The sequence below is a fragment of the Rhodococcus sp. SORGH_AS_0301 genome (assembly GCF_030818285.1).
Taxonomy (GTDB): domain Bacteria; phylum Actinomycetota; class Actinomycetes; order Mycobacteriales; family Mycobacteriaceae; genus Rhodococcoides.
The window spans coordinates 1,060,200-1,083,884 of the sequence record NZ_JAUTAC010000002.1; the positions used below are offsets into that span (position 1 = coordinate 1,060,200).

22 protein-coding genes and 1 pseudogene are annotated in these 23,685 nt (G+C 69.4%); 19 read left to right on the forward strand and 4 right to left on the reverse strand.

Annotated features, from left to right (window positions below):
• The first annotated feature begins 76 nt into the window (after positions 1-76).
• The 4 genes and pseudogenes from QE397_RS05635 to QE397_RS21765 all read left to right on the forward strand — a co-directional run bounded on the left by QE397_RS05635 (position 77) and on the right by QE397_RS21765 (position 4,676).
• Positions 77-1,261, forward strand: a complete 1,185-nt coding sequence (locus QE397_RS05635; RefSeq protein WP_027505686.1) for a Xaa-Pro peptidase family protein — start codon at positions 77-79, stop codon at positions 1,259-1,261.
• A gap of 5 nt (positions 1,262-1,266) precedes the next feature.
• Positions 1,267-2,493: a PLP-dependent aminotransferase family protein gene (locus QE397_RS05640; protein ID WP_307097370.1), complete on the forward strand. Its 1,227-nt coding sequence runs from the start codon at positions 1,267-1,269 to the stop codon at positions 2,491-2,493.
• On the forward strand, positions 2,490-3,692 hold the full coding sequence (locus tag QE397_RS05645) for a M20 family metallopeptidase (protein WP_307092248.1): 1,203 nt from the start codon (positions 2,490-2,492) through the stop codon (positions 3,690-3,692). The genes QE397_RS05640 and QE397_RS05645 overlap by 4 nt, the downstream gene beginning before the upstream one ends.
• A pseudogene (locus QE397_RS21765) lies at positions 3,689-4,676 on the forward strand (D-2-hydroxyacid dehydrogenase). The gene QE397_RS05645 and the pseudogene QE397_RS21765 overlap by 4 nt, the downstream one beginning before the upstream one ends.
• Here the strand turns inward: QE397_RS21765 and QE397_RS05660 are convergent.
• The gene (locus QE397_RS05660) at positions 4,611-5,957 is read right to left on the reverse strand and encodes a DUF3533 domain-containing protein (protein ID WP_307092252.1); all 1,347 of its coding nucleotides are present in this window, start codon (positions 5,955-5,957) and stop codon (positions 4,611-4,613) included. The pseudogene QE397_RS21765 and the gene QE397_RS05660 overlap by 66 nt on opposite strands.
• 74 nt (positions 5,958-6,031) lie before the next feature.
• Between QE397_RS05660 and QE397_RS05665 the strand changes: the two genes are divergently transcribed.
• Positions 6,032-6,682, forward strand: coding sequence for a TetR/AcrR family transcriptional regulator (locus QE397_RS05665; protein ID WP_082544536.1), 651 nt, complete (start codon positions 6,032-6,034; stop codon positions 6,680-6,682).
• Between the two features lies 1 nt (position 6,683).
• Here QE397_RS05665 and QE397_RS05670 read toward each other — a convergent pair whose 3' ends face one another.
• Entirely contained in the window at positions 6,684-7,787 is a 1,104-nt protein-coding gene (locus tag QE397_RS05670; RefSeq protein WP_307092254.1) for an NADH:flavin oxidoreductase/NADH oxidase, read from the reverse strand.
• Positions 7,788-7,943: 156 nt separating this feature from the next.
• Here QE397_RS05670 and QE397_RS05675 point away from each other — a divergent pair, with 156 nt between their 5' ends.
• The 10 genes from QE397_RS05675 (at position 7,944) to holA (ending at position 17,513) form a co-directional block, all read left to right on the forward strand.
• Positions 7,944-9,221 (forward strand): glutamate-5-semialdehyde dehydrogenase, encoded by a 1,278-nt coding sequence (locus QE397_RS05675; protein WP_307092256.1) that lies wholly within the window; start codon positions 7,944-7,946, stop codon positions 9,219-9,221.
• A gap of 41 nt (positions 9,222-9,262) precedes the next feature.
• Positions 9,263-10,144, forward strand: coding sequence for a MoxR family ATPase (locus tag QE397_RS05680; protein WP_056445834.1), 882 nt, complete (start codon positions 9,263-9,265; stop codon positions 10,142-10,144).
• A gap of 3 nt (positions 10,145-10,147) precedes the next feature.
• Complete coding sequence (locus QE397_RS05685; RefSeq protein WP_307092258.1) at positions 10,148-11,590, forward strand: VWA domain-containing protein; 1,443 nt, start codon at positions 10,148-10,150, stop codon at positions 11,588-11,590.
• Between the two features lie 58 nt (positions 11,591-11,648).
• A complete protein-coding gene (gene nadD, locus QE397_RS05690; RefSeq protein WP_268788579.1) occupies positions 11,649-12,395 on the forward strand; it encodes a nicotinate-nucleotide adenylyltransferase in 747 nt (248 codons plus the stop codon).
• On the forward strand, positions 12,392-12,847 hold the full coding sequence (gene rsfS / locus QE397_RS05695) for a ribosome silencing factor (protein ID WP_051613344.1): 456 nt from the start codon (positions 12,392-12,394) through the stop codon (positions 12,845-12,847). The genes nadD and rsfS overlap by 4 nt, the downstream gene beginning before the upstream one ends.
• On the forward strand, positions 12,844-13,485 hold the full coding sequence (locus QE397_RS05700; RefSeq protein WP_056445828.1) for a histidine phosphatase family protein: 642 nt from the start codon (positions 12,844-12,846) through the stop codon (positions 13,483-13,485). Before rsfS ends, QE397_RS05700 begins: the two co-directional genes overlap by 4 nt.
• Positions 13,485-14,207: a diglucosylglycerate octanoyltransferase gene (gene octT, locus QE397_RS05705; protein ID WP_307092262.1), complete on the forward strand. Its 723-nt coding sequence runs from the start codon at positions 13,485-13,487 to the stop codon at positions 14,205-14,207. The genes QE397_RS05700 and octT overlap by 1 nt, the downstream gene beginning before the upstream one ends.
• 77 nt (positions 14,208-14,284) lie before the next feature.
• A complete protein-coding gene (locus QE397_RS05710) occupies positions 14,285-15,004 on the forward strand; it encodes a helix-hairpin-helix domain-containing protein (RefSeq protein ID WP_307092264.1) in 720 nt (239 codons plus the stop codon).
• A complete protein-coding gene (locus QE397_RS05715) occupies positions 15,001-16,527 on the forward strand; it encodes a ComEC/Rec2 family competence protein (protein ID WP_307092267.1) in 1,527 nt (508 codons plus the stop codon). Before QE397_RS05710 ends, QE397_RS05715 begins: the two co-directional genes overlap by 4 nt.
• Positions 16,524-17,513 carry a DNA polymerase III subunit delta gene (holA, locus tag QE397_RS05720; RefSeq protein WP_307092268.1) on the forward strand — a complete coding sequence of 330 codons (990 nt, stop codon included), beginning with the start codon at positions 16,524-16,526 and terminating at the stop codon, positions 17,511-17,513. Before QE397_RS05715 ends, holA begins: the two co-directional genes overlap by 4 nt.
• A 137-nt stretch (positions 17,514-17,650) precedes the next feature.
• On the opposite strand, the gene rpsT is transcribed toward holA, so the two are convergent.
• The gene (gene rpsT, locus QE397_RS05725) at positions 17,651-17,911 is read right to left on the reverse strand and encodes a 30S ribosomal protein S20 (RefSeq protein ID WP_027505700.1); all 261 of its coding nucleotides are present in this window, start codon (positions 17,909-17,911) and stop codon (positions 17,651-17,653) included.
• Between the two features lie 266 nt (positions 17,912-18,177).
• Here rpsT and QE397_RS05730 point away from each other — a divergent pair, with 266 nt between their 5' ends.
• The 3 genes from QE397_RS05730 to QE397_RS05740 are packed head-to-tail and all read left to right on the forward strand — an operon-like array spanning position 18,178 to position 21,652.
• On the forward strand, positions 18,178-19,842 hold the full coding sequence (locus tag QE397_RS05730; protein ID WP_197027785.1) for a circularly permuted type 2 ATP-grasp protein: 1,665 nt from the start codon (positions 18,178-18,180) through the stop codon (positions 19,840-19,842).
• Positions 19,842-20,813, forward strand: a complete 972-nt coding sequence (locus tag QE397_RS05735; RefSeq protein ID WP_027505702.1) for an alpha-E domain-containing protein — start codon at positions 19,842-19,844, stop codon at positions 20,811-20,813. The genes QE397_RS05730 and QE397_RS05735 overlap by 1 nt, the downstream gene beginning before the upstream one ends.
• An 8-nt stretch (positions 20,814-20,821) precedes the next feature.
• A complete protein-coding gene (locus QE397_RS05740; protein ID WP_082544533.1) occupies positions 20,822-21,652 on the forward strand; it encodes a transglutaminase family protein in 831 nt (276 codons plus the stop codon).
• On the opposite strand, the gene QE397_RS05745 is transcribed toward QE397_RS05740, so the two are convergent.
• On the reverse strand, positions 21,636-23,069 hold the full coding sequence (locus tag QE397_RS05745) for an ATP-binding protein (RefSeq protein ID WP_307092273.1): 1,434 nt from the start codon (positions 23,067-23,069) through the stop codon (positions 21,636-21,638). The two genes, QE397_RS05740 and QE397_RS05745, sit on opposite strands and share 17 nt — an antisense overlap.
• Positions 23,070-23,261: 192 nt before the next feature.
• Between QE397_RS05745 and QE397_RS05750 the strand changes: the two genes are divergently transcribed.
• The gene (locus QE397_RS05750; protein WP_307092275.1) at positions 23,262-23,681 is read left to right on the forward strand and encodes a hypothetical protein; all 420 of its coding nucleotides are present in this window, start codon (positions 23,262-23,264) and stop codon (positions 23,679-23,681) included.
• The last annotated feature ends 4 nt before the right edge of the window (positions 23,682-23,685 follow it).

A 23,685-nucleotide genomic window follows, 5' to 3' on the forward strand; every position in this document is an offset into this window, starting at 1 on the left:
GCGCTGCGCCCGTGGGTGCGAGCACCTACGCTCGCTCCAGGAACCCGGATAACCTCGAAACTGTCAGGGGTACAGCATGATCGACACGATCAGTACGGCCGAACACAGCTCCCGCCTCGCTGCCGTGCGTGCCGTCATGGCCGAGCGGGGTCTCGCGGCGCTCATGATCACCGATCCGTCGAACATCTACTATCTGACGGCCTACAACGCCCTGTCGTTCTACACCCCGCAGGTGCTCTTCGTGCCGGCCGAGGGCGACATGCTGTTCTTCGCCCGCGCCATGGACGCGCACGGCGCCTCACGCACGTCGTGGCTTCCCGACGACCAGGTGTTCGGCTATCCGGAGACCCTGGTGCAACGGCCGGACACCCATCCCTTCGTCTGGGTGGCCGACACGCTGCGCGGACTGAGCCTGGTCTCGAACTTCGAGCACGGCCAGGTGGGGCTCGAGATGGACTCCTACTACTTCAGCCCCAAGGCGTTCGAAGCGCTCGTGAAGTGCCTGCCGGAGTACCGGTTCGTCGATTCGCGGGAACTGGTGAACTGGGTGCGGTCGGTGAAGTCGGACACCGAGATCGAGCTGATGCGCGGGGCGGCGGCGATCTGCGAGAGCGCCATGGCGACCGCGATGGACGCGATCGCCGTCGGTGTGCGCCAGTGTGACGCCGCCGCGGCGATCTCCGCGGCGCAGGTACGCGGCACGGACGACTTCGGCGGCGACCACCCGGCCATCGTTCCGATGCTGCCCACCGGTGAGGGTGCGGACACCCCGCATCTCACCTGGACCGACCGGCCGTTCCGGGACGGGGAGTCGACCGTGGTGGAACTGACCGGGGTGTTCCGCCGCTACCACGTCCCGATGGCGCGGACGGTCTCGCTCGGGCGACCGGACCCGCGCATGGCCGGTCTCGCCGCCGCCACCGACGACGCACTCGGAGCCGTGCTCGCGGAGATGAGGCCCGGAGTGCAGACCAGTGACCTCGCGGCGACGTGGAACCGTGAACTGGGCCGGGCGGGATTTCACAAGCCTTCCCGCATCGGGTACTCGATCGGCATCGCGTACGCGCCGGACTGGGGCGAGCGCACCATCAGCCTGCGCAGCGACGACGCCACGATCCTGCAGCGCAACATGACGTTCCATGTCATCGGCGGTATGTGGCTCGACGGTTACGGATACGAGGTGTCCGAGTCCGTGGTGGTCACCGACACCGGTATCGACACCTTCACCGCCTACCCGCGATGCCTGACAGTCAAGGAGTGACGGACATGCACGCACAGACGTACGAGACGACCACGCTTCCGTGGGCGATGCGCACCGATCACCTCGTCGGGTCGATGATCGACTCGTCGACCTCGCTGCTCGCCGCGCAGAAACACGACATCGTGCGCTTCGCCATGGGATCGCCCGCCGCCGAGGCGGTTCCGCACGCGGCGATGGCGGAGATCGCGGGCCGAGTCCTGACCGCAGATGCCTTCGACTACGGTGCGACGGAGGGTGATCCGGCTCTGATCGAGCAGCTGGTGGCCTTCTGCGACGCCTTCGGTGAACCGACGTCTCCCGAACGGTTGGTCATCACGTCGGGTGGCATGCAGGGGCTCGATCTCGCGTGCACGCTGTTCGTCGACCCCGGCGATCTGGTGATCGTCGAGAGTCCGACCTACACGAACGGCACCGCGACCGTGCTCAGCTACGGTGGCGGCATCCTCGAGGCGCCGATGGATTCCGACGGGCTGATCGTCGAGGCGCTTCCCGAGTCGGTCGCCCGCGCGGGCCGACTGCCCACGATGATCTACACCATCCCGACGTTCCAGAATCCGTCCGGGACGACCATGTCGCTGCCGCGCCGACTGGCGCTCCTGGAACTCGCCCGCGAGTGGGGCGCCGTGGTGCTCGACGACGACCCCTACGGCCACCTCCGCTTCCAGGGAGATCCGGTTCCGAGCCTGCGAGCGCTCGCTCCCGACGACCCGCTCGTGTTCTCCGTGCGCACGTTCTCGAAGCTCATCGCCCCGGGTCTGCGCGTCGGGTGGGTGGACGCGGACCCCGCCGCTCGCCGGTTGATCATCAACGCGAAGCAGGCGATGGACACGTGCACCAACGTGCCGAACCAGCGGATCGTGGCCGAGTTCCTGCGACAGGGACTGCTCACCGAGCACCTGGCGTCCCTCGCGGACATCTACCTGCCCCGCAAGATCGCGATGCAGACGAGCCTGGAGCGGCACCTCGGTGGGAGGGTGCGCACCACCGATCCCGAGGGCGGCTTCTTCCTGTGGGTCACGCTGGTGGGTGACGATGCCGCAGTGGACACGCGGCGGCTGTTCGAGATCGCACTCGCGCACGGTGTCGCCTTCATCCCGGGTCCGGCGCTGTCCGCGAACGGCCTCTTCGGCGATGCGATGCGACTGTGCTTCGCGTCCTCGACCCCCGAGCGCATCGACGTCGGGGTGCAGCGGTTGGCGGGTGCGCTGGACGCGGCCCGAGCCGAACTGTGACGGCGGCCGATCTTCAGCAGGATCGCGCGTCGACCAACGTCGCGACGGTCGAGCGGATCACGAGAGCGCTGATCGACGCCGGTCCCGACGAGTCCGCCGTGGTGGCCGAGATCTGCCGCATCGCAGAGAGTCTCGGTCTGCAGACCGTCGTCACCGACGCGTCGCCGGGGCGGCCGAACGTCGTGGTGGTCCTTCCCGGCGAGCCCGGCCCGGGCCTGCTGTTCCTCGGGCACTCGGACGTGGTGCCCGCCGGGGAGGGCTGGACCGGGGACCCGTTCCGCTCGCGGGTGCACGACGGTCGGATCGTGGGACGCGGCGCCTGCGACATGAAAGGTGGTCTCGCCGCTGTACTCGCCGCGATGGGGTCACTGGCCCGGCGCGGTGTGGTCCCGGCGCGCACCGTGACACTCGCCTGCGTGGTGGACGAGGAGGACACGGGCCTGGGCATCCGGGCATGGGTGTCCGACCGTCCCGACCAGACCTGCCGGCCTCCGGCCTTCACGGTCGATGGCGGCCGGCCTCCGGCCTTCACGGGATGCGTCGTGGCGGAACCCACGGCCGGCACCGTGATCGTCGGGTGCCGCGGAGCGGCGAACATCGTGCTCACCGTCACCGGTCGGAGCGCGCATGCCGGCCGGCCCGAGAACGGTCGCAGTGCCGTGGTCGCGGCGGCCCGCCTCGTGGGCGAGATCGACGGGCTGCACGCGGAACTGGCCACCGTGCCGCACCCGGTGCTCGGCGCCGCGTCGTGGAACGTCGGCCGGATCGACGGTGGGACCGGACCGTCGATCGTCGCGGGCCGCTGCCGGCTGGAGATCGATCGCCGCCTGCTGCCGGACGACGACGTGGACGCCGTCGTCGCGGACCTGCTCCGCCGGGCCGGCCTCGTCACGGATCTGGACGTCGACGCGTACGTCGAGATGGAGATGCCGGGATTCCTCACCGACGAGTCGAGCCCGCTCGTCGAGTCGGCGCTGGCGGCGCTGCGCTCCACGGGTGCGCCGGACCCGTCGACCGCGGTGTGGACGGCGTCCTGCGACGGGGGGTTCGTCGCTCGTGACCTCGGAGTGCCCACCATCGTGCTGGGTCCCGGTGATCTCGAGGCGCAGGCCCATCAGCCCGACGAGTCCGTGGACCTACTCGAGGTCGCTCGCCTCTCTCGGGCCTACGCTCGACTGATGACGGAGCAGCGACCGTGAGCCCCTCCCGCACGAACGGCGGAGCGAGGCCGATCCTCACCGTCCTGCACGACGGACTCCTTCCCGACCGGGTGCAGGAACTCGACACCTCGTACGAGGTGCGGCATGCCACCGCCGACACGTTCGGCGATGCGGTCGACGGCGCGCAGGCGGTCCTGCTGTGGGACTTCTTCTCGTCGGCGCTCCGGGACCAGTGGTCGCGCTGCTCCGCACTCGAATGGGTGCACGTCGCCGCAGCAGGGGTGGACAAGCTGTTGTTCGACGACCTCGCGGCGTCCGACGTCGTGGTGACCAACGCGCGCGGGGTGTTCGACGTGCCGATCGCCGAGTTCGTGCTCGCGTCCGTGCTCGCTCTGGCGAAGGACGTGCGCGGCACCGTCGAACTCGGCCGACAGGCGCGATGGTTGCGCCGGGAGACCGAGAACATCGCGGGGCGTCGAGCTCTGGTGATCGGCACGGGCAGTATCGGCCGGGCTACGGCGCGCATGTTGCGTGCCGTCGGTATGGACGTCGCCGGGGTCGGACGGACGGCTCGCACGGGTGATGCGGATTTCGGAACCGTCCACGCCAGTTCGGATCTCGCGTCGGTGGTACCCGGCGCCGACTACCTCGTTCTCATCGCACCGCTGACACCCGTCGACACGGGGCATGGTCGGCCGCGACGTGCTCGCGGCGGCCGATCCCGGGGTGCGCGTGATCAACGTGGGTCGTGGCGAACTGCTCGACACCGACGCGCTGGTCGACGCTCTGCGCAGCGGCCACGTCGGGGGAGCTGCCCTCGACGTGTTCGACACCGAGCCGCTGCCACCCGAGCACGTGCTGTGGACCCTCGACCACGTGCTGCTGACCGCACACATGAGCGGTGACACCGTGGGGTGGCGCGACCGGCTCTACTCCGGTTTCGCCGAGAATGCCGAACTATTCGCGGCCGGCCGACCGCTGCGCAACGTCGTCGACAAGTCCCTCGGGTTCGTCGCCGGGTGACCCGGTGACCGCGGGCGTCCGGTCGTATCCCTTGCGGTCGTAGATCGCGATCACCAGCGCGCCGAGGACCAGGCCGATGACGAGCCCGAGCAGCGTCATGCCGAGTCCGTGGGCGAGACCGGAGTTCCAGCGTGAGTCGAAGTAGAGGATCGAGCGCACGGCGAGATACACCTGATGCATCGGTTCGAATTGCGCGAGCCACCCGAAGAGCGCAGGTGACGCCTGGATCGGGATGGTGGCGCCGGCGGACGGCAGGCCCAGGATCACGAAGACGACGAGGTTGAGGATCAGCCCCGGAGTGCCGAAGATCGACAGCACCGACACCGCGGTGATCCCGACGGCCGAGATCGCCAGCACTCCGAAGAGCCACAGGCCCAGCGCATTCGGGATCGGCATGCCCAGTGCGGTCGCGATCGCGACGTAGAGACCGGACACCACGAACCCGATCACCACCATCGTGAGCCATTTCGCGGCGAGCACGCGCAGGCGACTGTCGGTGGATCGGCGACGCTGCAGGAAGGTGGGGCCGAACTCGAGCGGCACGAAGCCGAGTGCGCCGTCGACGAGAGCGCTGGCGATCATCGCGCCGGTGAAGCCGGCGAGCACGAGCAGCAGGGCGTAGTAGAAGGCGGACAGCCCGAGCCCCGTGCCGTCCGGAAGTGGGTCGTAGGGAGTGACGACGATGTCGACCGGCGCAGCCAGTGTGAGGGCCGCGGCCCCGGAGAGGGTGGCGCCCGCGGGCAGTGCCTCGGTCACTTGCGTCGTGAGTCGTTCTCCCAGAGTGCCGTTCGCGGAGTCGAGCGCCGTGTCGCCGATGGTGGTCATGAGGGAGGAACCGAGTGTGCCGGCACGCGGATTGGTCATGATCGTCACGATGGGTCGCTCGATGTCGCCCGCCACGACGGAGGCCTGCGTCAGGATCGACACTCGTTTGGTGAAGTCGCTCGGCACGACGATCGCGCCGTAGACGTCGCCGTTCGCGAGGAGGTTCTGCGCCTCCGCGATACCGACCTGCTTCAGATCGATCTTCTCCGCGTCGATGCCGTCCGCGATGCCCTGGCCGATCTGCTGCCCCAGGTTCGCCTGCTCACCGTTCGGCAGCACGTCGCCCTCGTCGCTGACCACCAGTGCCACCGGGAAGTGGCGGAGGTTCTCCTTGGGGTCGAGGATGCCGCCGAGGTACAGCGCCGCGAGCAGCGACATGACGACGGAGACCGCGACGACCGGCAGCACCCAGGTGGTGGGGCGCCGGAATGCGGGCGCAGCGGCTTCGGGGGACATGGCGGGCCTTCCGTCGGCAAGTTCTCGGTGACCGATACACATCTGTATCGTCTCGTTCGATACGATAGTGCATCATGGCGGCGACTTCAGGCAACGTGACCGCGAGAACAGGCAGGACCGCCACTCGCAGCAGAGCACAGACTCGCGAGCGAGTGCTGGACGGCGCCCTCGAGGTGTTCGTCGAACGGGGTTTCGGGCGATCGACCCCGGAACAGATCTGCGAGCGAGCGGGATTCACTCGCGGAGCGTTCTACTCGAACTTCTCGTCGATGGACGAGGTCTTTCTCGAACTGTGGACGCGACAGGCGTCGGGACTGATCACGCGGGTACGCGGAGTGGTCGACGCCCTGGAGTACGACGCGTCCGACGGGCGGTCCTTCGAGGAGATCGTCGTGGCAGCGCTGAGCGGACTGGTCGGCGACGTGTCGTGGCACGTACTCATGGCGGAGTTCGGCGCCCACGCGGCGCGGAACCCGGGGCTGGCGGCCGTGGTGACCGGGCACCGGGCCGCGCTCCGTGACGCCCTGCGTCCCATGATCGTTCACGGTCTCGCGACCCACGGGCGCGAGGTGGCGGTGGACGACGACACCCTCGGTCGGGGTGTCGTCGCCGCCTACGAAGGAGCGATGGCCCAGGCGATGATCGAGCCGGCCAACCCGGTACCCGCGCGACTCGCCCTCGAGCTTGTGGCCGCGGTCATATGGTCGTTCTCGCGCGAGCGCTGACTCAGAACGCCCGCTCGTACTGCGGAGGTGTGGCCGGGGTGATGTCCGCGCCGAGCTCGCGTGCCGCACGACGGGCCCAGTAGGGGTCGCGCAGCAGTTCGCGCGCCAGGAACACGGCCACGGCCTCGCCGGACCCGATGATGTCCTCGGCCTGCTTGGGCTCGGTGATCAGTCCGACAGCGGCCGCGGGGATGCGCGTCTCGCTCTGGATGCGCCGGGCGAACGGCACCTGGTAGCCGGGTTCGACGGGGATGGACGCCTTCGCGACGTTGCCACCCGTGGAGACGTCGACGAGGTCGACACCGTGATCCTCGAGCTGCTGGGTGAGCAGAACGGTCTGGTCGGGCGTCCAGGCCTCGGAGTCGACGCCGCGCTCATCGCCGGTCCAGTCGGTCGCGGACACGCGCACGAAGACGGGCTTGTCGGCCGGCCACACCTCGCGGATCGCGTCGACCACGCGCAGGGTCAGGCGGACACGACCCTCGAAGCTGCCGCCGTACTCGTCGGTCCGGTGGTTGCTGGCCGGGGACAGGAACTGGTGCAGCAGGTAACCGTGCGCCGCGTGCACCTCGGCCACGTCGAAACCGGCGGCCAGCGCGCGTACCGCGGCGGAGCGGAAGTCGTCGACGACCTTGTCGATGTCCGCGGTCGTCATCTCGCGCGGAGCCGGGTAGTGGCCGAACTCGACAGCGCTGGGTCCGACCGTCTCCCACGCGAGGGAGTCGTCCGCCGCCAGCGGCTTTCCGCCACGCCACGGTGCGTCGGTGGACGCCTTGCGACCTGCGTGGGCCAACTGGATCGCGGGCACACTGCCGTGCTGCCGGATCTCGGTGACCACCTCGGCCAACGCGTTCGCCTGCTGGTCGTTCCAGATGCCGAGGTCCCACGGCGTGATGCGGCCCTCCGGGCTCACCGACGCCGCCTCGGTCATCACCAGGCCGACGCCGCCGACGGCACGCGAGACGAGGTGAGTCCGGTGCCACGGTGTGACCGCGCCCGTCGAGGGTCCCTCCGCGTCCGCCGAGTACTGGCACATCGGCGACATCCACACCCGGTTGGGAAAGGTGACCTCACGCAGGGTCAAGGGCTCGAACAGCAGGCTCACAGTCATCTCCTCGTCTCGTCCGACACGCGCGCCGTCCACGACGACAGCGCTCAGGATGAACGAACAATCGGGCCGGGCGATCATTCCCGTCGGCCGGATCGTCCCGGGTGCGCTCGGGCGTACGGGCTGGTGGGAGCGTGACCTACCCTGGACGGCGTGACTGCCACCACCAGCGCCGAGGTGTCCACCCCCGATGCTCTCGAAGCGGACGTGCACGCCGCTGCTGCCCGCGCTCGGGTCGCCGCGCGCGCGCTCGCTCTGCTGACGACCGCGCGCAAGGACGACGCGCTGCACGCCGCGGCGGACGCCGTCCTGGCCTCCGCCGACGCGATCCTCGCCGCCAACAGCGAGGACCTCGCACTCGCCGAGGCGTCCGGCACCCCGCCCTCGCAGCTCGACCGACTGCGGTTGACCCCCGACCGCATCGACGGCATCGCCGCCGGACTGCGCCAGGTGGCGTCTCTGCAGGATCCCGTGGGGGAGCTCCGCGAGGGTCGGACCCTGCCCAACGGACTCGAGATCCGGCAGCTCGCGGTGCCGCTCGGCGTCGTCGGCATGATCTACGAAGCCCGGCCCAACGTCACGGTCGACGCGTTCGGGCTCACTCTGAAGTCGGGCAACGCCGTCCTCCTGCGGGGGTCGTCCTCCGCCGCGCGATCGAACGCCGCGCTGGTGGGTGTTCTGCGGGCGGCCCTGTCGGCGCTGGACCTTCCCGCCGACGCCGTCCAACTCCTGTCCAGCGAGGATCGAGCGACGGTCACGCACCTCATCCGGGCTCGCGGACTCGTCGACGTCGTCATCCCGCGCGGTGGGGCCGGCCTCATCTCGGCGGTGGTGCGCGACGCGACGGTGCCCACCATCGAGACCGGTGTCGGCAACTGCCACGTCTACGTGCACGCGTCCGCGGACCTCGACATGGCCGAGCGCATCCTGCTCAACGCGAAGACACGTCGAGTGAGCGTGTGTAACGCCGCGGAGACGGTGCTGATCGACGCCGCCGTGGCCGACGTGGCGGTGCCGCGTCTGGTGCAGGCGTTGTCGGACAACGGCGTACGTGTCCACGGCGATCTTCCCGGTCTCGTTCCGGCCACCGAGAACGACTGGGCCGACGAGTACCTCTCCGACGACATCGCCCTCGCCGTCGTCGACGACCTGGATGCCGCCGTCGCGCACATCGACAGGTACGGCACGGGACACACCGAGGCGATCGTGGCATCGGATCTCGCTGCCACGCGTGCGTTCTCGGCTCGGGTGGACGCAGCGGCCGTCATGGTCAACGCCTCCACCGCGTTCACCGACGGTGAGCAGTTCGGCTTCGGAGCCGAGATCGGCATCTCCACCCAGAAGCTCCACGCCCGCGGCCCCATGGGGCTGCGGGAACTCACCTCGACCAAGTGGATCGTCCAGGGCGACGGGCACATTCGGCCGGCCTGACCCGCCTCCACCACCTCTCTGGAACAACCGAAAGGCCCGGCGTGACGCAGACGTACTCCGACATCGTTCCGTTCTTCTCCGACGTCGACGACGTGGCGACCCGCCTCGCCGCCACGGGGTACCTCGCCGACAAGGCGACCGCCACGGCGGTGTTCCTCGCCGATCGTCTGGGCAAGCCGCTGCTCATCGAGGGCCCGGCAGGTGTCGGCAAGACGGAGCTGGCTCGCGCCGTCTCGCAGGCCGCGGGAGCCGAACTGGTCCGCCTGCAGTGCTACGAGGGCGTCGACGAGGCGCGGGCACTGTACGAGTGGAACCACGCGAAGCAGATCCTGCGCATCCAGTCGAGTTCCGGCGCGGGGTGGGACGAGACACGCCACGACGTGTTCTCCGAGGAGTTCCTGCTGTCGCGGCCCCTGCTCACGGCGATCCGTCGATCGGATCCCACCGTGCTGCTGATCGACGAGACCGACAAGGCGGACATCGAGATCGAGGGCCTGCTCCTCGAGGTGCTCAGCGACTTCGCGATCACCGTGCCGGAGCTCGGCACCATCTCGGCGACCAGGCGGCCGTTCACGGTGCTGACCTCCAACGCGACACGCGAGTTGTCGGAGGCGCTGAAGCGTCGCTGCCTGTTCCTGCATCTCGACTTCCCGGACGCCGACCTGGAGCGGCGCATCCTGGCCAGCCGGGTCCCGGAGCTGCCGGAGGCGATGGCCGAGCAGATGGTGCGCATCGTGCAGGTGCTGCGGGACATGCAGTTGCAGAAGCTGCCGTCGGTCGCCGAGACCATCGACTGGGGCCGCACCCTGTTGGCTCTGGGCATGGACGAGGTGAGCGACGCGGCCGTGCGGTCGACGCTCGGCGTCATTCTCAAGCACCGCTCCGATCAGGACCGCGCCGTCGCCGAACTCCGACTCGGCTGACCCGTGACCGGGACGGTGGACATCTCCGGCATCCCCGCACACCTGGTGGGGTTCGTGGAGGCGCTGCGTCGCCGCGGTATCGACGTCGGCCCGTCGGAGACGGTCGACGCGGGCGCGGTGCTGGCCGTTCTCGACATCCTCGATCGGGAGGTGGTGCGGGAGGGTCTCGCGTGCGCGCTGGTGCGCCGACCCGGCCATCGACCCGCGTTCGACGCGCTCTTCGATCTGTGGTTCCCGGCCGCGATCGGTGCGCGGACCGCCGACGAGGAGAACACGGTCGGCCCGCCTCTCGCCGAGGACGGCACCGTCGATCTCGACGCTCTGAAGCACGTGCTGGCGGAGCTGCTCGCGGACGGTTCCGCGGAGGCCATGGCGCAGGTCGAGCGCCTGGTGGGCGACATCGTCGAGACCTACGGCAAGTACAGCTCCAGCCGCGGCGAGTCGTTCTCGGAGTACCAGACGCTGCGCACGGTGGAGCCGTCGACGCTGCTGGCGAAGATTCTCGACGGACTGATCGGCCGCTCCAGCGGTCCCGGTGCACCCACGACCGGCGAGTTCGAGTCCGAACTGGCCCGTCGGACGGCCGCGGTCCGCATCGCGGAGTTCCGGTCGATGATCGAGAAGGAGACCCGTCGCCGCACCGCCGAGGTGCTGGGCAAGGAACGGGTGGCGTCCTACGGCGTCCCGCGCCTGGCCGAGGACGTCGACTTCCTCCGCGCGTCCGAGTCGGAACTGGCGGCCCTCCGCAAGAACGTCGCTCCGTTGGCGCGGCTCCTGGCGAGCCGACTGGCGGCCCGTCGACGGCGGTCGCGAGCGGGGTCGATCGACCTGCGGCGCACCCTGCGCAAGTCCTTGTCGACGGGCGGCGTCCCCATCGACCTGGTCAACCGCAAGCCCCGCACCGCGCGGCCCGAACTGGTGATCTTCTGCGACGTCTCGGGATCGGTCGCCGGCTTCAGCCAGTTCACCCTGCTGCTCGTGCACACGTTGCGCGAACAGTTCTCCCGAGTGCGTGTCTTCGCGTTCATCGACACCGCCGACGAGGTGACCGGGTTCTTCGACGCCTCGGCCGGACGCGCGTCGCTCGCCGAGTCGATGTCGCGCATGATCGCGGAGTCGGAGCTGATCACCTACGACGGCCATTCCGACTACGGCCACTCCTTCGAGACCTTCACCGCGCATCACCTCGATGCCATCGGTCCTCGGGCGTCGTTGTTGATCCTGGGCGATGCCCGCACCAACTACCGCGATCCGCGCACCGAGTCCCTCGCCCGCATGGTCACTGTCGCCCGGCACGCGCACTGGCTCAACCCCGAGCCGAAGGCGCAGTGGGGGACCGGCGACTCGGCCGCCGACGTCTATCGGCGGGTGATCTCGATGCACGAGTGCCGGTCGGCGGCGCAACTGGCCGAGGTCGTGTCGCGGCTCCTGCCCACGGGATCCTGACGTCTCTCGGTTCGGCCGAATCCTCTGTTCGGGGCAGGTCCACGTAGAGTCGTCACTCGTGCAGGAACCGACGACGCCGCCCGAGGGCCGACGCCCGCGACGTCTCGGCGTCATGGGTGGCACGTTCGACCCCATTCACCACGGGCACCTCGTGGCCGCCAGTGAGGTCGCCGACCGGTTCCAGCTCGACGAGGTCGTCTTCGTTCCCACCGGCCAGCCCTGGCAGAAGCAGGACCGGACGGTGAGCCCGGCGGAGGACCGCTACCTCATGACGGTCGTCGCCACCGCGTCGAACCCTCGCTTCTCCGTCAGCCGCGTCGACCTCGACCGTGCCAAGCCGACGTACACCGTCGACACGCTTCGCGATCTCGCCGACCAGCATCCCGGTGACCAGTTGTTCTTCATCACCGGGGCCGATGCTCTCAGCAGCATCATCGGCTGGCAGAACTGGCAGGAACTGTTCGAGCTGGCCCGCTTCGTCGGCGTGTCCCGCCCCGGGTACGAACTGGGTGCCGACCATCTGGCCGAGTACCTCGATCGGTTGCCGAAGGACGTCCTGACCCTCGTGGAGATCCCGGCCCTGGCCATCTCGTCCACGGAATGTCGACGGCGTGCCGCCGAGAACCGTCCCGTCTGGTACCTCGTGCCGGACGGCGTCGTCCAGTACATCTCGAAGCGGGACCTGTACCGCCCTGCCGGGGAGGAGCGTCACGACGGCATCGCGACCGTCTCCGAGCCCGCACCCCAGCACACCGGCACTTCCGCCACCACCGCATCAGCCCTACCAGGAGAGAACACCACGTGAGCGCTACACCCGAGGCCATCAGGGTCGCCAGCATCGCCGCACTCGCGGCGGACGAGAAGCTCGCCGCCGACGTCATGGCCCTCGACGTCTCCGACCAGCTGGTCATCACCGACTGCTTCGTCATCGCGTCGGCACCCAACGAGCGCCAGGTCAACGCCATCGTCGAGAACATCGAGGAGAAGCTCCGCGAGGCGGGCAGTCAGCCCGTTCGTCGTGAGGGCACCCGCGAGGGCCGATGGGCACTGCTCGACTACGTCGACGTGGTCGTCCACGTGCTCCACAACGACGAGCGTCACTTCTACGCCCTCGAGCGTCTGTGGAAGGACTGCCCGGTCCTCGAGATCGAGGGTCTCGGAGCCACGGACACCTCGACGCAGTACGGCACCGACGATCACGGTGTCGACGACGCCCTCGACCACGGTGTCGATCGCGTCACCGAACCGGACGAGTGACGTCCGTTCGTCGGTTGGTGCTGCTCCGGCACGGTCAGACCGAGTACAACGCGGCCTCGCGCATGCAGGGTCATCTCGACACCGACCTGACCGAACTGGGTCGCACACAGGCCGAGGTCGCCGCTCGAGCGTTGGCATTGCTGCAGCCACACCGCATCGTCTCGTCCGATCTGCGACGGGCACACGACACGGCGACCGCGCTCTCGACGGCCACGGGTGTTCCCGTCGAGCTCGACGAGCGGCTCCGCGAGACGCACCTCGGTGACTGGCAGGGGCTGACGCACCTCGACGTCGACGACGTCTCACCCGGCGTCCGCGAATCGTGGCGCGCCGACGCCGAGTTCCGTCCGCCGGGCGGCGAGTCGCGCGTGGACGTCGCCGAGCGCTCGATGCCGCTGATCCAGGAGCTGCTGAAGGACCCGGAGTGGACCACGGCGCCCGTCGTCGTGGTCGCCCACGGTGGAACCATCGCCGCGCTCACGGCCGCACTGCTCGATCTGCCGGTCGACCGGTGGCCGGTGCTCGGGGGACTGGGGAATGCCAGCTGGGTGCAGGTCGCCGGACACGGAACGGACGACGTCTCCTGGCGCCTGGACGTGTGGAACGCGACGGCCGCCGTGGCAGGTGACGTTCTCTGATGTCCGCCGCGGATCGCCCGGTCCTGCTCGTCCTCGCGGATTCGCTCGCGTACTACGGTCCCGAGGGCGGTCTGCCGGCCGATCATCCCCGCATCTGGCCCACCCTCGTCGCGCGCGAACTGGGGTGGGACGTCGAGCTCGTCGGTCGCATCGGCTGGACCTGCCGCGACGCCTGGTGGGCTCTCACCCAGGATCCTCGCGTGTGGGCGTCGATACCGCGTGCCCGCGCTGTGGTTCTCGCGACCGGCGGGATGGACTCTCTTCCGTCGCCTCTGCCGACGGCTCTGCGCGAGCAGATCCGCTACGTCCGGCCGCCCGTCCTGCGACGCGGTGTGCGCGCCGCCTACGGCTGGCTGCAGCCGCGGCTCTCGCACCTCGGCCGTCCGGTGGCCCTGCCGCCGCATCTGAGCGTGGACTACCTCGAACAGATCCGGGCCGCCCTCGCGGCCGTGCGTCCGGACGTCCCCGTCATCGCGACGCTCCCGTCGGTACATCGGTGCGACGCCTACGGACGTGTGCACGCCGGTCGCGAACCGGCCGTGCGGGCGACCACGGCGTGGGCTGCGGAGCACGATCTCCCGCTCGTCGACCTCAAGGCCGCCGTCGAGGAGAACATCGCGTCCGGTGACGCGAATCCCGATGGCATTCACTGGGGTTGGGACGCACACGTACGCGTCGCCGAGTCCGTCGTCGCTGCCGTGCGCGCCTCCGCCCGCATCTGATCCACAGGGTCGTGGCCGTCCACAGATGAGCCCGGCGGCGGCTCGTCTCGTCCTGGCCCGGGCCTACCGTCGCGGGCATGGCACCCGAGATCGCTGCTCCCGAGCCGGCCGACCCCGACGGCGGCCGGTCCGACGCGGTGCATCGCCGCGCGGGTCTCGTCGGCTCGCGCTTCCGGATCGATCCGGGGTCCCGCGGCGTCCGTGCCCTCGCCGTGGCCGCCGTCCTTCTCGTGGGCGCCGTGGGGGCAGTGGTGATGCGAGATTCTCCGCAGGTCACCGCGGTGCCGCCGCTTCCCCCTCTGATCACCGAGTCCGAGACGCCGACGACGTCGGCACCGGAATCCGCGGGAGTCGTGGTCAGCGTGCTCGGCGCTGTGATGCGCCCTGGACTCGTCACCGTTCCCCCCGAGTCCCGCATCGCCGATGTCGTCGCGGCCGCGGGTGGGCGCCGGGACGACGCGGACCTCTTCGGGCTCAACTGGGCGGCGAAGGTGTCGGACGGTGACCAGGTGGTGGTGGGGTCGACGACGGGGTCGGTACCGCTCGCTCCGGCACCCGTGTCCGTGGCCGGTGAGGGGTCGTCCGATGCCGGCGGGAAGGCCCCGGGTCTGGTGTCGCTGAACGAGGCGACGGAGGCGGAGCTCGATGCCCTGCCCGGTGTCGGTCCGGTGACCGCGAGCGCGATCGTGCAATGGCGCACCGAGAACGGCGGCTTCACGTCCGTCGATCAGCTGTCCGAGGTGAGCGGCGTCGGCCCCGCTCGGCTCGAGAAGCTGACGCCCCTGGTCACGGTGTGACCGACGCACCTGCCGTAGATCTGCGGCTCGTCCCGAGTGCGGTGGGGGCGTGGGCTGCGACCGTGGTGGCCGTCGGCGCGGGGTGGCGGCCCGCGGCGGCTCTGGCCGCGGTGTGCGTGCTCGTGGCGGTCGTCGGCTGGTGGTGCCGGCGTCGGCACGGCTCGGGATCGCTGGTGATGCTCGTCGTCGTGGCGGCCTGCTGCGTCACCGCGGCGTTCGCGGCGATGTCGTCCCTGCGGATGCACGAGGTGACGACGGGCCCGGTCCGCGAGGGCGCGCTGCGCGGTGCGTACGCGACGGTCGAGGGCGTCGTCACGGACGATCCACGTCCGATCACGGGCTCGTTCGCGGATCAGGTGCTCGTGCCGATACGAGCAAGCCGAGTGACGCTGCGCGGCACCGTCGTCGATGGGTCGGCCCGGATCACCGTGTTCGCGCCCCCGGATCCGTGGCGGGCACTGGAACCGGGTGTGTCGGTGACGTTCCGGGCGCGGCTCGCGGCTCCCGATCGTGTGGGCGCGGTGGATGCCGTCGCACGTGCCACGGGGCCACCCGAGGTGGGGAGCGCGCCGGCCCTGCTCCGGTGGTCGGGCGTGGTGCGACGTGCTCTCGCGGAGGCCGCTGCCATCGCTCTGCCACGTGAGGAGGAGGGGCTGCTCCCGGGGATGGTGGTGGGGGACAGGTCGGGACTCGACGTCTCCGTCCAGGACTCGTTCACGGCGGCCGGAATGTCCCACTTGACCGCTGTGTCGGGTGCGAACTTCACCTTCGTCGTCGGGTGTGTCGTCCTCGGCTCTCGGCTGCTCTCGGCCGGGCCTCGAACCACCGCGGCGCTCGCGGGAATCGTCCTCGTCGCGTTCGTCGTGGTGGCGAGACCGTCACCCAGCGTCCTGCGTGCGGCGGTCATGGGTGTGCTGGGTCTGCTGGCGGTGATGACCGGCCGCCGTCGCCATGTGATGCCGGCCCTGTGCACCGCGGTGCTGGTGCTGCTGGCCGTCGATCCGGGACTGGCGGTGTCGTGGGGGTTCGCGCTGTCGGTGACCGCGACGGTCGCTCTCGTGCTGCTCGCTCCGGTGCTGACGGCGATGGTGAGCCGCGGCGACGCACCGCCCGGTGGACGACGTCCGGTGCTCGACGCCGTGGCCGTGGCGCTGGCGGCGCACCTGGTGACCGCACCGCTGGTCGCCGCCATGGCCGGAACGTTCTCCGTCTACTCGGTGGCGGCGAACGTGCTCGCCGCACCCGTCGTCGGGCCGGTCACCGTGATCGGCGCGCTGGCGGCCGTGGTGGCCGTCGTGAGCGTGGAGGCCGGGGCTGTCGTCGCCGGGGTGGCGTGGGTGCCGCTGCGGTGGTTGCTGACCGTGGCCGCGTACACGGCGGACGCTCCCGGTGCGACGGTGCTCACTCCGACCGGGCCGCGGGGCGCCGCCGTCGTCGGGGGATGTGTCCTCGTCGCGGCGGGCGCGGCGGTGCTGGTCCGACGTCGGTGGCTGTCGGCCCACCGTGGCACCATCGACCGGTGAGTTCGACAGCGAGCAGCACCCGTCCCGAGCCCCTGCACCTCGTCCTGGGCGACGAGGAGCTCCTCGTCGAGCGTGCGGTGTCGTCCATCGTGGCCGCGATGCGCGCGGCAACGGTGGGGGCCGGGGCAGAGGTGCCGGTCGACCGTCTGCGGGCGGGGGACACGACGGTCGCCGAGCTCGCGGAACTGCTCAGCCCCTCCCTCTTCGCCGAGGATCGCGTGGTCGTCTTCGAGGCGGCCGCGGAGGCCGGTAAGGACGCGATGACGCTGGTTCTCGACGCCGCGGCGACGCCGGTGGACGGTGTGGTCCTGGTCGTTCTGCACTCCGGTGGAGGCCGGGCCAAGGCCATGGTGGGGGCGCTGCAGAAGTCCGGTGCCGTGGTCCACGAGTGCGCGAAGCTGTCCAAGGCGTCGGAGCGCGTCGACTTCGTGCGGGCCGAGTTCCGCTCCCACTCGGAGACACGCGTCGCTCCCGATGCCATCGCCGCGCTCGTCGACGCGGTGGGGTCCGATCTCCGCGAACTGGCCGCCGCGTGCTCGCAACTGGTGTCGGACACGGCGGGGAAGGTCGATGTCGCGGCGGTCCGCCGCTATTACTCGGGCCGTGCGGAGGTCACGGGCTTCGACATCGCCGACAAGGCCGTGTCGGGTGACCGTGCCGGCGCCCTCGAGGCACTGCGGTGGGCGATGTTGGGCGGCACACCGCACGTGCTGCTCGCGGACGCACTGGCCGAGGCCGTCCACACGGTGGCGCGGGTCGGTTCGGCGGGCCGCGGCGATCCGTTCCGGATGGCGTTCGAACTGGGGATGCCGCCGTGGAAGATCAAGAAGGCGCAGGCGCAGGCCCGCATGTGGGATCCGCAGCGCATCGCCGAGGCACTGCAGGTGGTGGCCGCGCTCAACGCGGACGTCAAGGGCCAGGCCGCCGATGCGGACTACGCGGTGGAACGCGCCGTGAACGTGGTGGCGGGGCTGAGTTCGCGCTGACAGCGCCGCCCGGGCACACGACTACGCCCCGGGCATCGTGCTCGCCCGGGGCGTAGTGCTGACAAGCTACTGCACAGGAACTCTCGAGAAGAACTGCACAGGGACTCTCGAGAGGAGCCGCGAGGGCTCGGGAGAGATCAGAGCTTGTTGAAGGCCAGCGACAGTGCCGACTTCTTGTTGGCAGCCTGGTTCTTGTGGATGACGCCCTTGCTGGCTGCCTTGTCGAGCTTGCGGCTCGCAGTCAGCAGGATCTCCTCGGCCTTGGCCTTGTCGCCGGCTTCGGTCGCCTCACGGAAGGAGCGAATCACGGTGCGGAGCGACGACTTCACCGACTGGTTGCGCAGGCGCTGACGCTCGTTGGTAGCGATTCGCTTCACCTGGGACTTGATGTTGGCCACGCGTAGTTATCCTTCGTCTCTTCTCGGTCCGGGACGGCTGACTCCGGGGAACACTCTCGAGCCGTACGTGCAGTGCTTGTGAAAGCTGGTGACGGTGGGTGCGCACGAGCGTGCCCACGTCCGACGTACGAGACTACCAGCGTCGGTCCGGTAACCCAATTCGGTGATCTCGCTGCAGGGAGTCGGTGTGCACGTGACTCGTGAGGTTGCATGGAATTAACGTGTCCACCGTGCTCCAGGGGTACCTGTGAGGCAGCATGGCGACCATGAGTCCCCGATCAAGCGCTGCACCACAGGCGAAGAAGAGCCGTTCGCAGTCGCAGTCCTCGTCCGGGCCGAGCGTCTTCGACGGTTACCGGGACATCGGGAAGTACGGACTGGCGTTCGACGAGATGTTCGACGGCGACGGCGGGCTGCGTGGACCGTACAAGGGAATCCACAAGGCGCTCGCGCCGTCGGACGCCGCGGAACTGGACGCCCGCTCGGACGCCCTCGGCCGCGCCTTCGTCGATCAGGGCATCACGTTCGCACTCGAGGGTCAGGAGCGTCCGTTCCCTCTCGACCAGGTGCCCCGGGTCATCGCGGCGTCCGAGTGGAACAAGCTCGAGCGCGGGATCAAGCAGCGGGTCAAGGCACTCGAGTTCTTCCTGGCGGACATCTACGGGGAGCAGGAGATCCTGCGCGACGGCGTGGTCCCGAAGTCTCTGGTGACGTCGTGCGAACACTTCCACCGCGAGGCGTTCGGCATCGTGCCGCCCAATGGTGTGCGCATCCACGTCGCCGGTATCGACCTGATCCGTGACGCCGAGGGCACGTTCCGTGTCCTCGAGGACAACCTGCGCTCGCCGTCGGGGGTCTCGTACGTGATGGAGAACCGCCGCACCATGGCGCGCGTGTTCCCCGACCTGTTCGCCAGCCACCGGGTGCGTGCGGTCGGTGACTACGCCACGCACCTGCTGCGCGCCCTGCGTGCCGCTGCCGCGATCAACGAGGCGGACCCCACCGTCGTCGTCCTCACACCCGGCGTCGCGAACTCTGCGTACTTCGAGCACTCCCTCCTCGCCCGGCTGATGGGCGTCGAGCTGGTCGAGGGCCGCGACCTCTTCTGCCGCGACAACGTCGTCTACATGCGCACCACCGAGGGCGAGCGCCAGGTCGACGTGATCTACCGCCGCATCGACGACGACTACCTCGACCCCATGCAGTTCCGACCCGACTCCGTTCTCGGTGTGGCCGGGCTGGTCAACGCTGCACGTGCCGGCAACGTCGTCATCTCCAGCGCCATCGGCAACGGTGTCGGCGACGACAAGCTCACCTACACGTACGTGCCGACCATCATCGAGTACTACCTCGGCGAGAAGCCGCTCCTGGCCAATGTCGACACGTACCGGTGCTGGCTGCCGGACGAGTGCGAGGAGGTGCTCGACCGTGTCGACGAACTGGTGATCAAGCCCGTCGAGGGCTCCGGCGGATACGGCATCGTGTTCGGTCCGGACGCGTCGCCCAAGGAACTGGCCACGATCAGCAAGAAGATCCGGGCCGATCCGCGCGGATGGATCGCGCAGCCGGTGGTGCAGCTGTCGACGGTGCCCACCAAGATCGGTGACCAGCTCGCGCCGCGGCACGTCGACCTGCGGCCGTTCGCCGTGAACGACGGTGACGACGTGTGGGTGCTGCCCGGCGGACTGACCCGAGTGGCGCTGCCCGAAGGCTCCCTGGTGGTCAACTCGAGCCAGGGCGGCGGCAGCAAGGACACGTGGGTGCTGGCCGGCCGCGCCACCAAGGAGGACGAGCGTGAGCTCGGCGGGGCGGAGATCGTGTCCGAACCCCCGTCGTCACCCACCGCGGAGCAGGGCCCCGAGCTCAACAGCCAGCAGATTCAACAGCAGCAGCAACAGCTGACCCACTCCCCGAAGGACGGTGCCCGCTGATGTTGGCTCGTAACGCCGAATCGCTGTACTGGATCGGCCGCTACGTCGAACGCGCCGACGACACCGCGCGCATCCTCGACGTCACGGTGCACCAGCTGCTCGAGGACGCGACCGTCGATCCCGACCACACCTCCCGAGTGTTGCTGCGGGTGTTGGGGTTCGAGCTCCCCGACGAGCGCCTGGACGTGTGGTCGTTGACGGAACTCGTCGCGTTCTCCCGCGAGGGCAACGGCTCCATCGTCGACTCGTTGTCGAGCGCCCGCGAGAACGCTCGCGGCGCACGCGAGGTCACCTCGAGCGAGATGTGGGAATGTCTCAACACGACGTACAACGCACTGGGTGAACGCATTCGAGCGTCGAAGCGTCTGGGCCCCCACGAGTTCCTGGGGTTCATCGAGGAGCGCGCCGCGATGTTCGCCGGGCTCGCCGACTCGACGCTCAGCCGCGACGACGGCTACCGGTTCCTGCTGCTCGGTCGCTCCGTGGAACGCATCGACATGACCGTCCGCCTGCTGCTCGCCCGTGCCGGCGACCGACCGTCGTCGCCGGCGTGGGTCACGGTGCTGCGGTCGGCCGGTGCACACGACACGTATCTGCGTACCTACCGTGGCGCTCTCGACGCTCAACGCGTCCTGGAGTTCATGCTCCTCGACCGGCTGTTCCCGCGCTCGGTGTTCTACGCACTGAGCGAGGCCGAACACTCGCTCGACAGCCTCGACCATCACCCCGACATGCGCGTCGGATCCCGTGCCGAGGCGCAGCGACTTCTCGGCCGCGCTCGCAGTGAACTCGAGTTCCTGCAGCCGGGTGTTCTGCTGGAGGACCTGCAGGACCGTCTGATGTCGTTGCAGGAGACCTGCCGCGAGGTGGGTGAGGCGATCTCCAAGCAGTACTTCCACGCAGCGCCCTGGGTCGCCTGGACGGACGCCGGAAGCCGAACGGACGAAGCACAATTGGAGGGTGAACTGTGAGCTGGCGGATGCGCGTCGTGCACACCACGGGGTACAACTACGACGCACCGGTCACGTCCTCGTACAACGAGGCGCGACTGACGCCGCGGAGCGACACCCGGCAGAACGTCATTCTGAACCGCGTCGAGACCGATCCGGCGACGAGGTCGTACCGGTACACCGACTACTGGGGCACCGCGGTCACGGCGTTCGATCTGCACGCTCCACACACGTCCCTCGAGGTGGCCGGGTCCTCCGTCGTCGAGACGGACGCGTTCGTCCCGCCGGACGAGACCCTCGACTGGGAGGACCTGGCCGCAGACCCCGTGGTGGACAGGTTCAACGAGCTGCTCGGCCACAGCACCTACGTCCCTCGGAACCGTCAGCTGACGTCCGTCGCGAAGAAGTTGGCGAAGGATCTGGGGCCGTACGACGCCGTGGTGGCCGTCTGCGACTGGGTGAACCAGGAGATGTCCTACGTTCCCGGCACCACCGGGGTGCACACGTCCGCGGTGGAGGCGTGGGCCGAGAAGAAGGGCGTCTGCCAGGACTACGCACACCTCACGCTGGTGTTGCTCCGCAGTATCGGCATTCCTGCCCGCTACGTCTCGGGCTACCTGCACCCGAATGCCGAAGCGGTGGTGGGTGACTCGGTCGAGGGTCAGTCACACGCGTGGATCGAGGCGTGGACCGGATCGTGGTGGGGCTACGACCCGACCAACGGTGTGCCGGTGAACGAACAGCACGTCTCGGTGGGTATCGGACGCGACTACGCCGACGTGCCACCCCTCAAGGGAATCTTCTCCGGTGGCGGGTCCACGGAACTGGACGTCGTCGTGGAGATCACCCGGCTGGCCTGACGCCGGATCCGCCCAACAGCGAGCGCGTCAGTCTCTGACGCTCGTCCACGCAGGCGGTGAGCACCGCGGCGACGTCGTCGTCGGTGATCACCGTCGTGTGCCCGTCGGCGCCATGGTCGTCGCGTTCGATCGCGGCCACCACGGTGCGGCGCACGAGTTCTCGGACGTACGAGGCGGTTCCACCCTCGGCCGCCTCCACCAGCGGTGTGAGATCGGCTGCCACGTTCACGGCCGACAGGTAGAGCCGTGCCAACCGTTCGCGACCGCGGGTGTCGGGCAACGGGATCTCGACCGCGAGGTCGATACGGCCGGGCCTGTCCCGGACCGCTCGCTCGATGGAGTCCGGTCTGTTGGTGGTCAGGACGAACGTGACGTCCGCGTCGCCGTCCATGCCGTCCATCGCGTCGAGCAAGGCGAACAGGAGCGAGTTCACACCCGTTTCCTCGCGCTCCCGGGCGATGAGATCGACGTCCTCGACCACCACGACCGACGGGCTCAGGCGGCGTGCAAGGGTGGTGGCCTCGGCGATGTGCCGCATCGCGGACCCGGTAAGTACGATCACCGTGCTCATCGGCACCAGTCCCAGCAGGTGACGGACGGTGTGGGTCTTGCCGGTTCCGGGCGGTCCGTACAGCAGTAGTCCGCGGCCCACATGCTGGCCGGCCTCGCGGAGCCGCGCCGCGGAGGACCCGACGGTGACGAGATGGCGAGTCATCGCCTCGAGGGTGCCGTCGGGAAGGATCAAGTCCTCGCCCGCGACGGTGGGCCTCGCCATGAACCTCACGAGGCCGTTGCCGCGTCCACCGCTCCCTCCCAGGGTCAGGACCTGCCCGCGCATGACGTCGTGGTCGGTCATGAGCGAGAGGAGGGCGTCCAGCGTGCTCGCACCGGCGTCTCGATCGCCGGACAGCACCTCGATCTGGAGTGGGGCCTGGTGGGCCGGGTCGGGAATGTGGAGCGCGACCGCCACGGGAATACCGCCGGGAGAATGGGTGTCGAGCAACCCGAACACCGGGACGGACATCGTCGACGCGGGACCGACGTCCACCGACCGGTACTCGACCGGTGCGCCGCGACAACTGCCACCGCGACGGCAGGAACTCAGCATGGCGACGAGATCGTCGTGGTACCGCTCGTGGCCACGAACCGACGACCACCGTTGTGCCGCAGATGAAGTCGACTCCTCCGGGCGGTCATCGGCATAGGCCTCGACGGCGAGGACGAGGGTCGCGGCCTGATAGGCGGGGAGTGAGCGGCGATGCGAGATCACCGCATCCGGAGGCGCCGCCAGGTGCGAGAAGATGTGCAGCGCAGGCTCTTCGAGCGGACCGGTGTCGAGTGCCCGGGCGCGATGGGAGAGATGGGACAGGGCTCCGCTGACGATGTCGAGGGAGTCCGGGAAATGCGTGAGGGTCACAGTGAACGCACTACCAGTGCGGATGGTTCGAAGGAATGTGACGCAGGATGTGGCGCCCGTGAGAAAGGGGAAGAGGGGGGCGGAGAATCACATCCGCACGGTCACGGTAGCACCGCGGCATGGATGTGCGCCAGAGCCCGCCGGAGCTGACGACCCTCGCGGCGTCCGGGCGGAGGTGATTCACTGGAGACCATGTCGGCCACCGGATGGTTCCTCGTCGCCCTGATCGTTCTCGTCGCCGCCGTTCTCGCGTTCCGACTTCTCGGACGCGCCGCATCCGGCAGGCCCACGACCTCCGGCGAGGTCGGAACGGTCGGCCTGGACGACGGTGCTCGCGCCGAGATTCATCGACTGCTGGCCGCCGACAAGAAGATTCAGGCGATCAAGGTCTATCGGGAGCGAACTGGCGCCGGACTGCGCGACGCGAAGGTGGCGGTCGAGTCCCTCGAACGCGGTGAGTCCCTCACGCCGGGCCCGGCGCAGTGGGACGACCTCGTTCCGCGCCTCACGGCACTGAAGAACGAGGGACAGGCGATCGCCGCGATCAAGTTACTCCGCGAGCGGACCGGGTTGTCGCTGCTCGAGGCCAAGAACGCCGTCGATCGACTGTGATCCG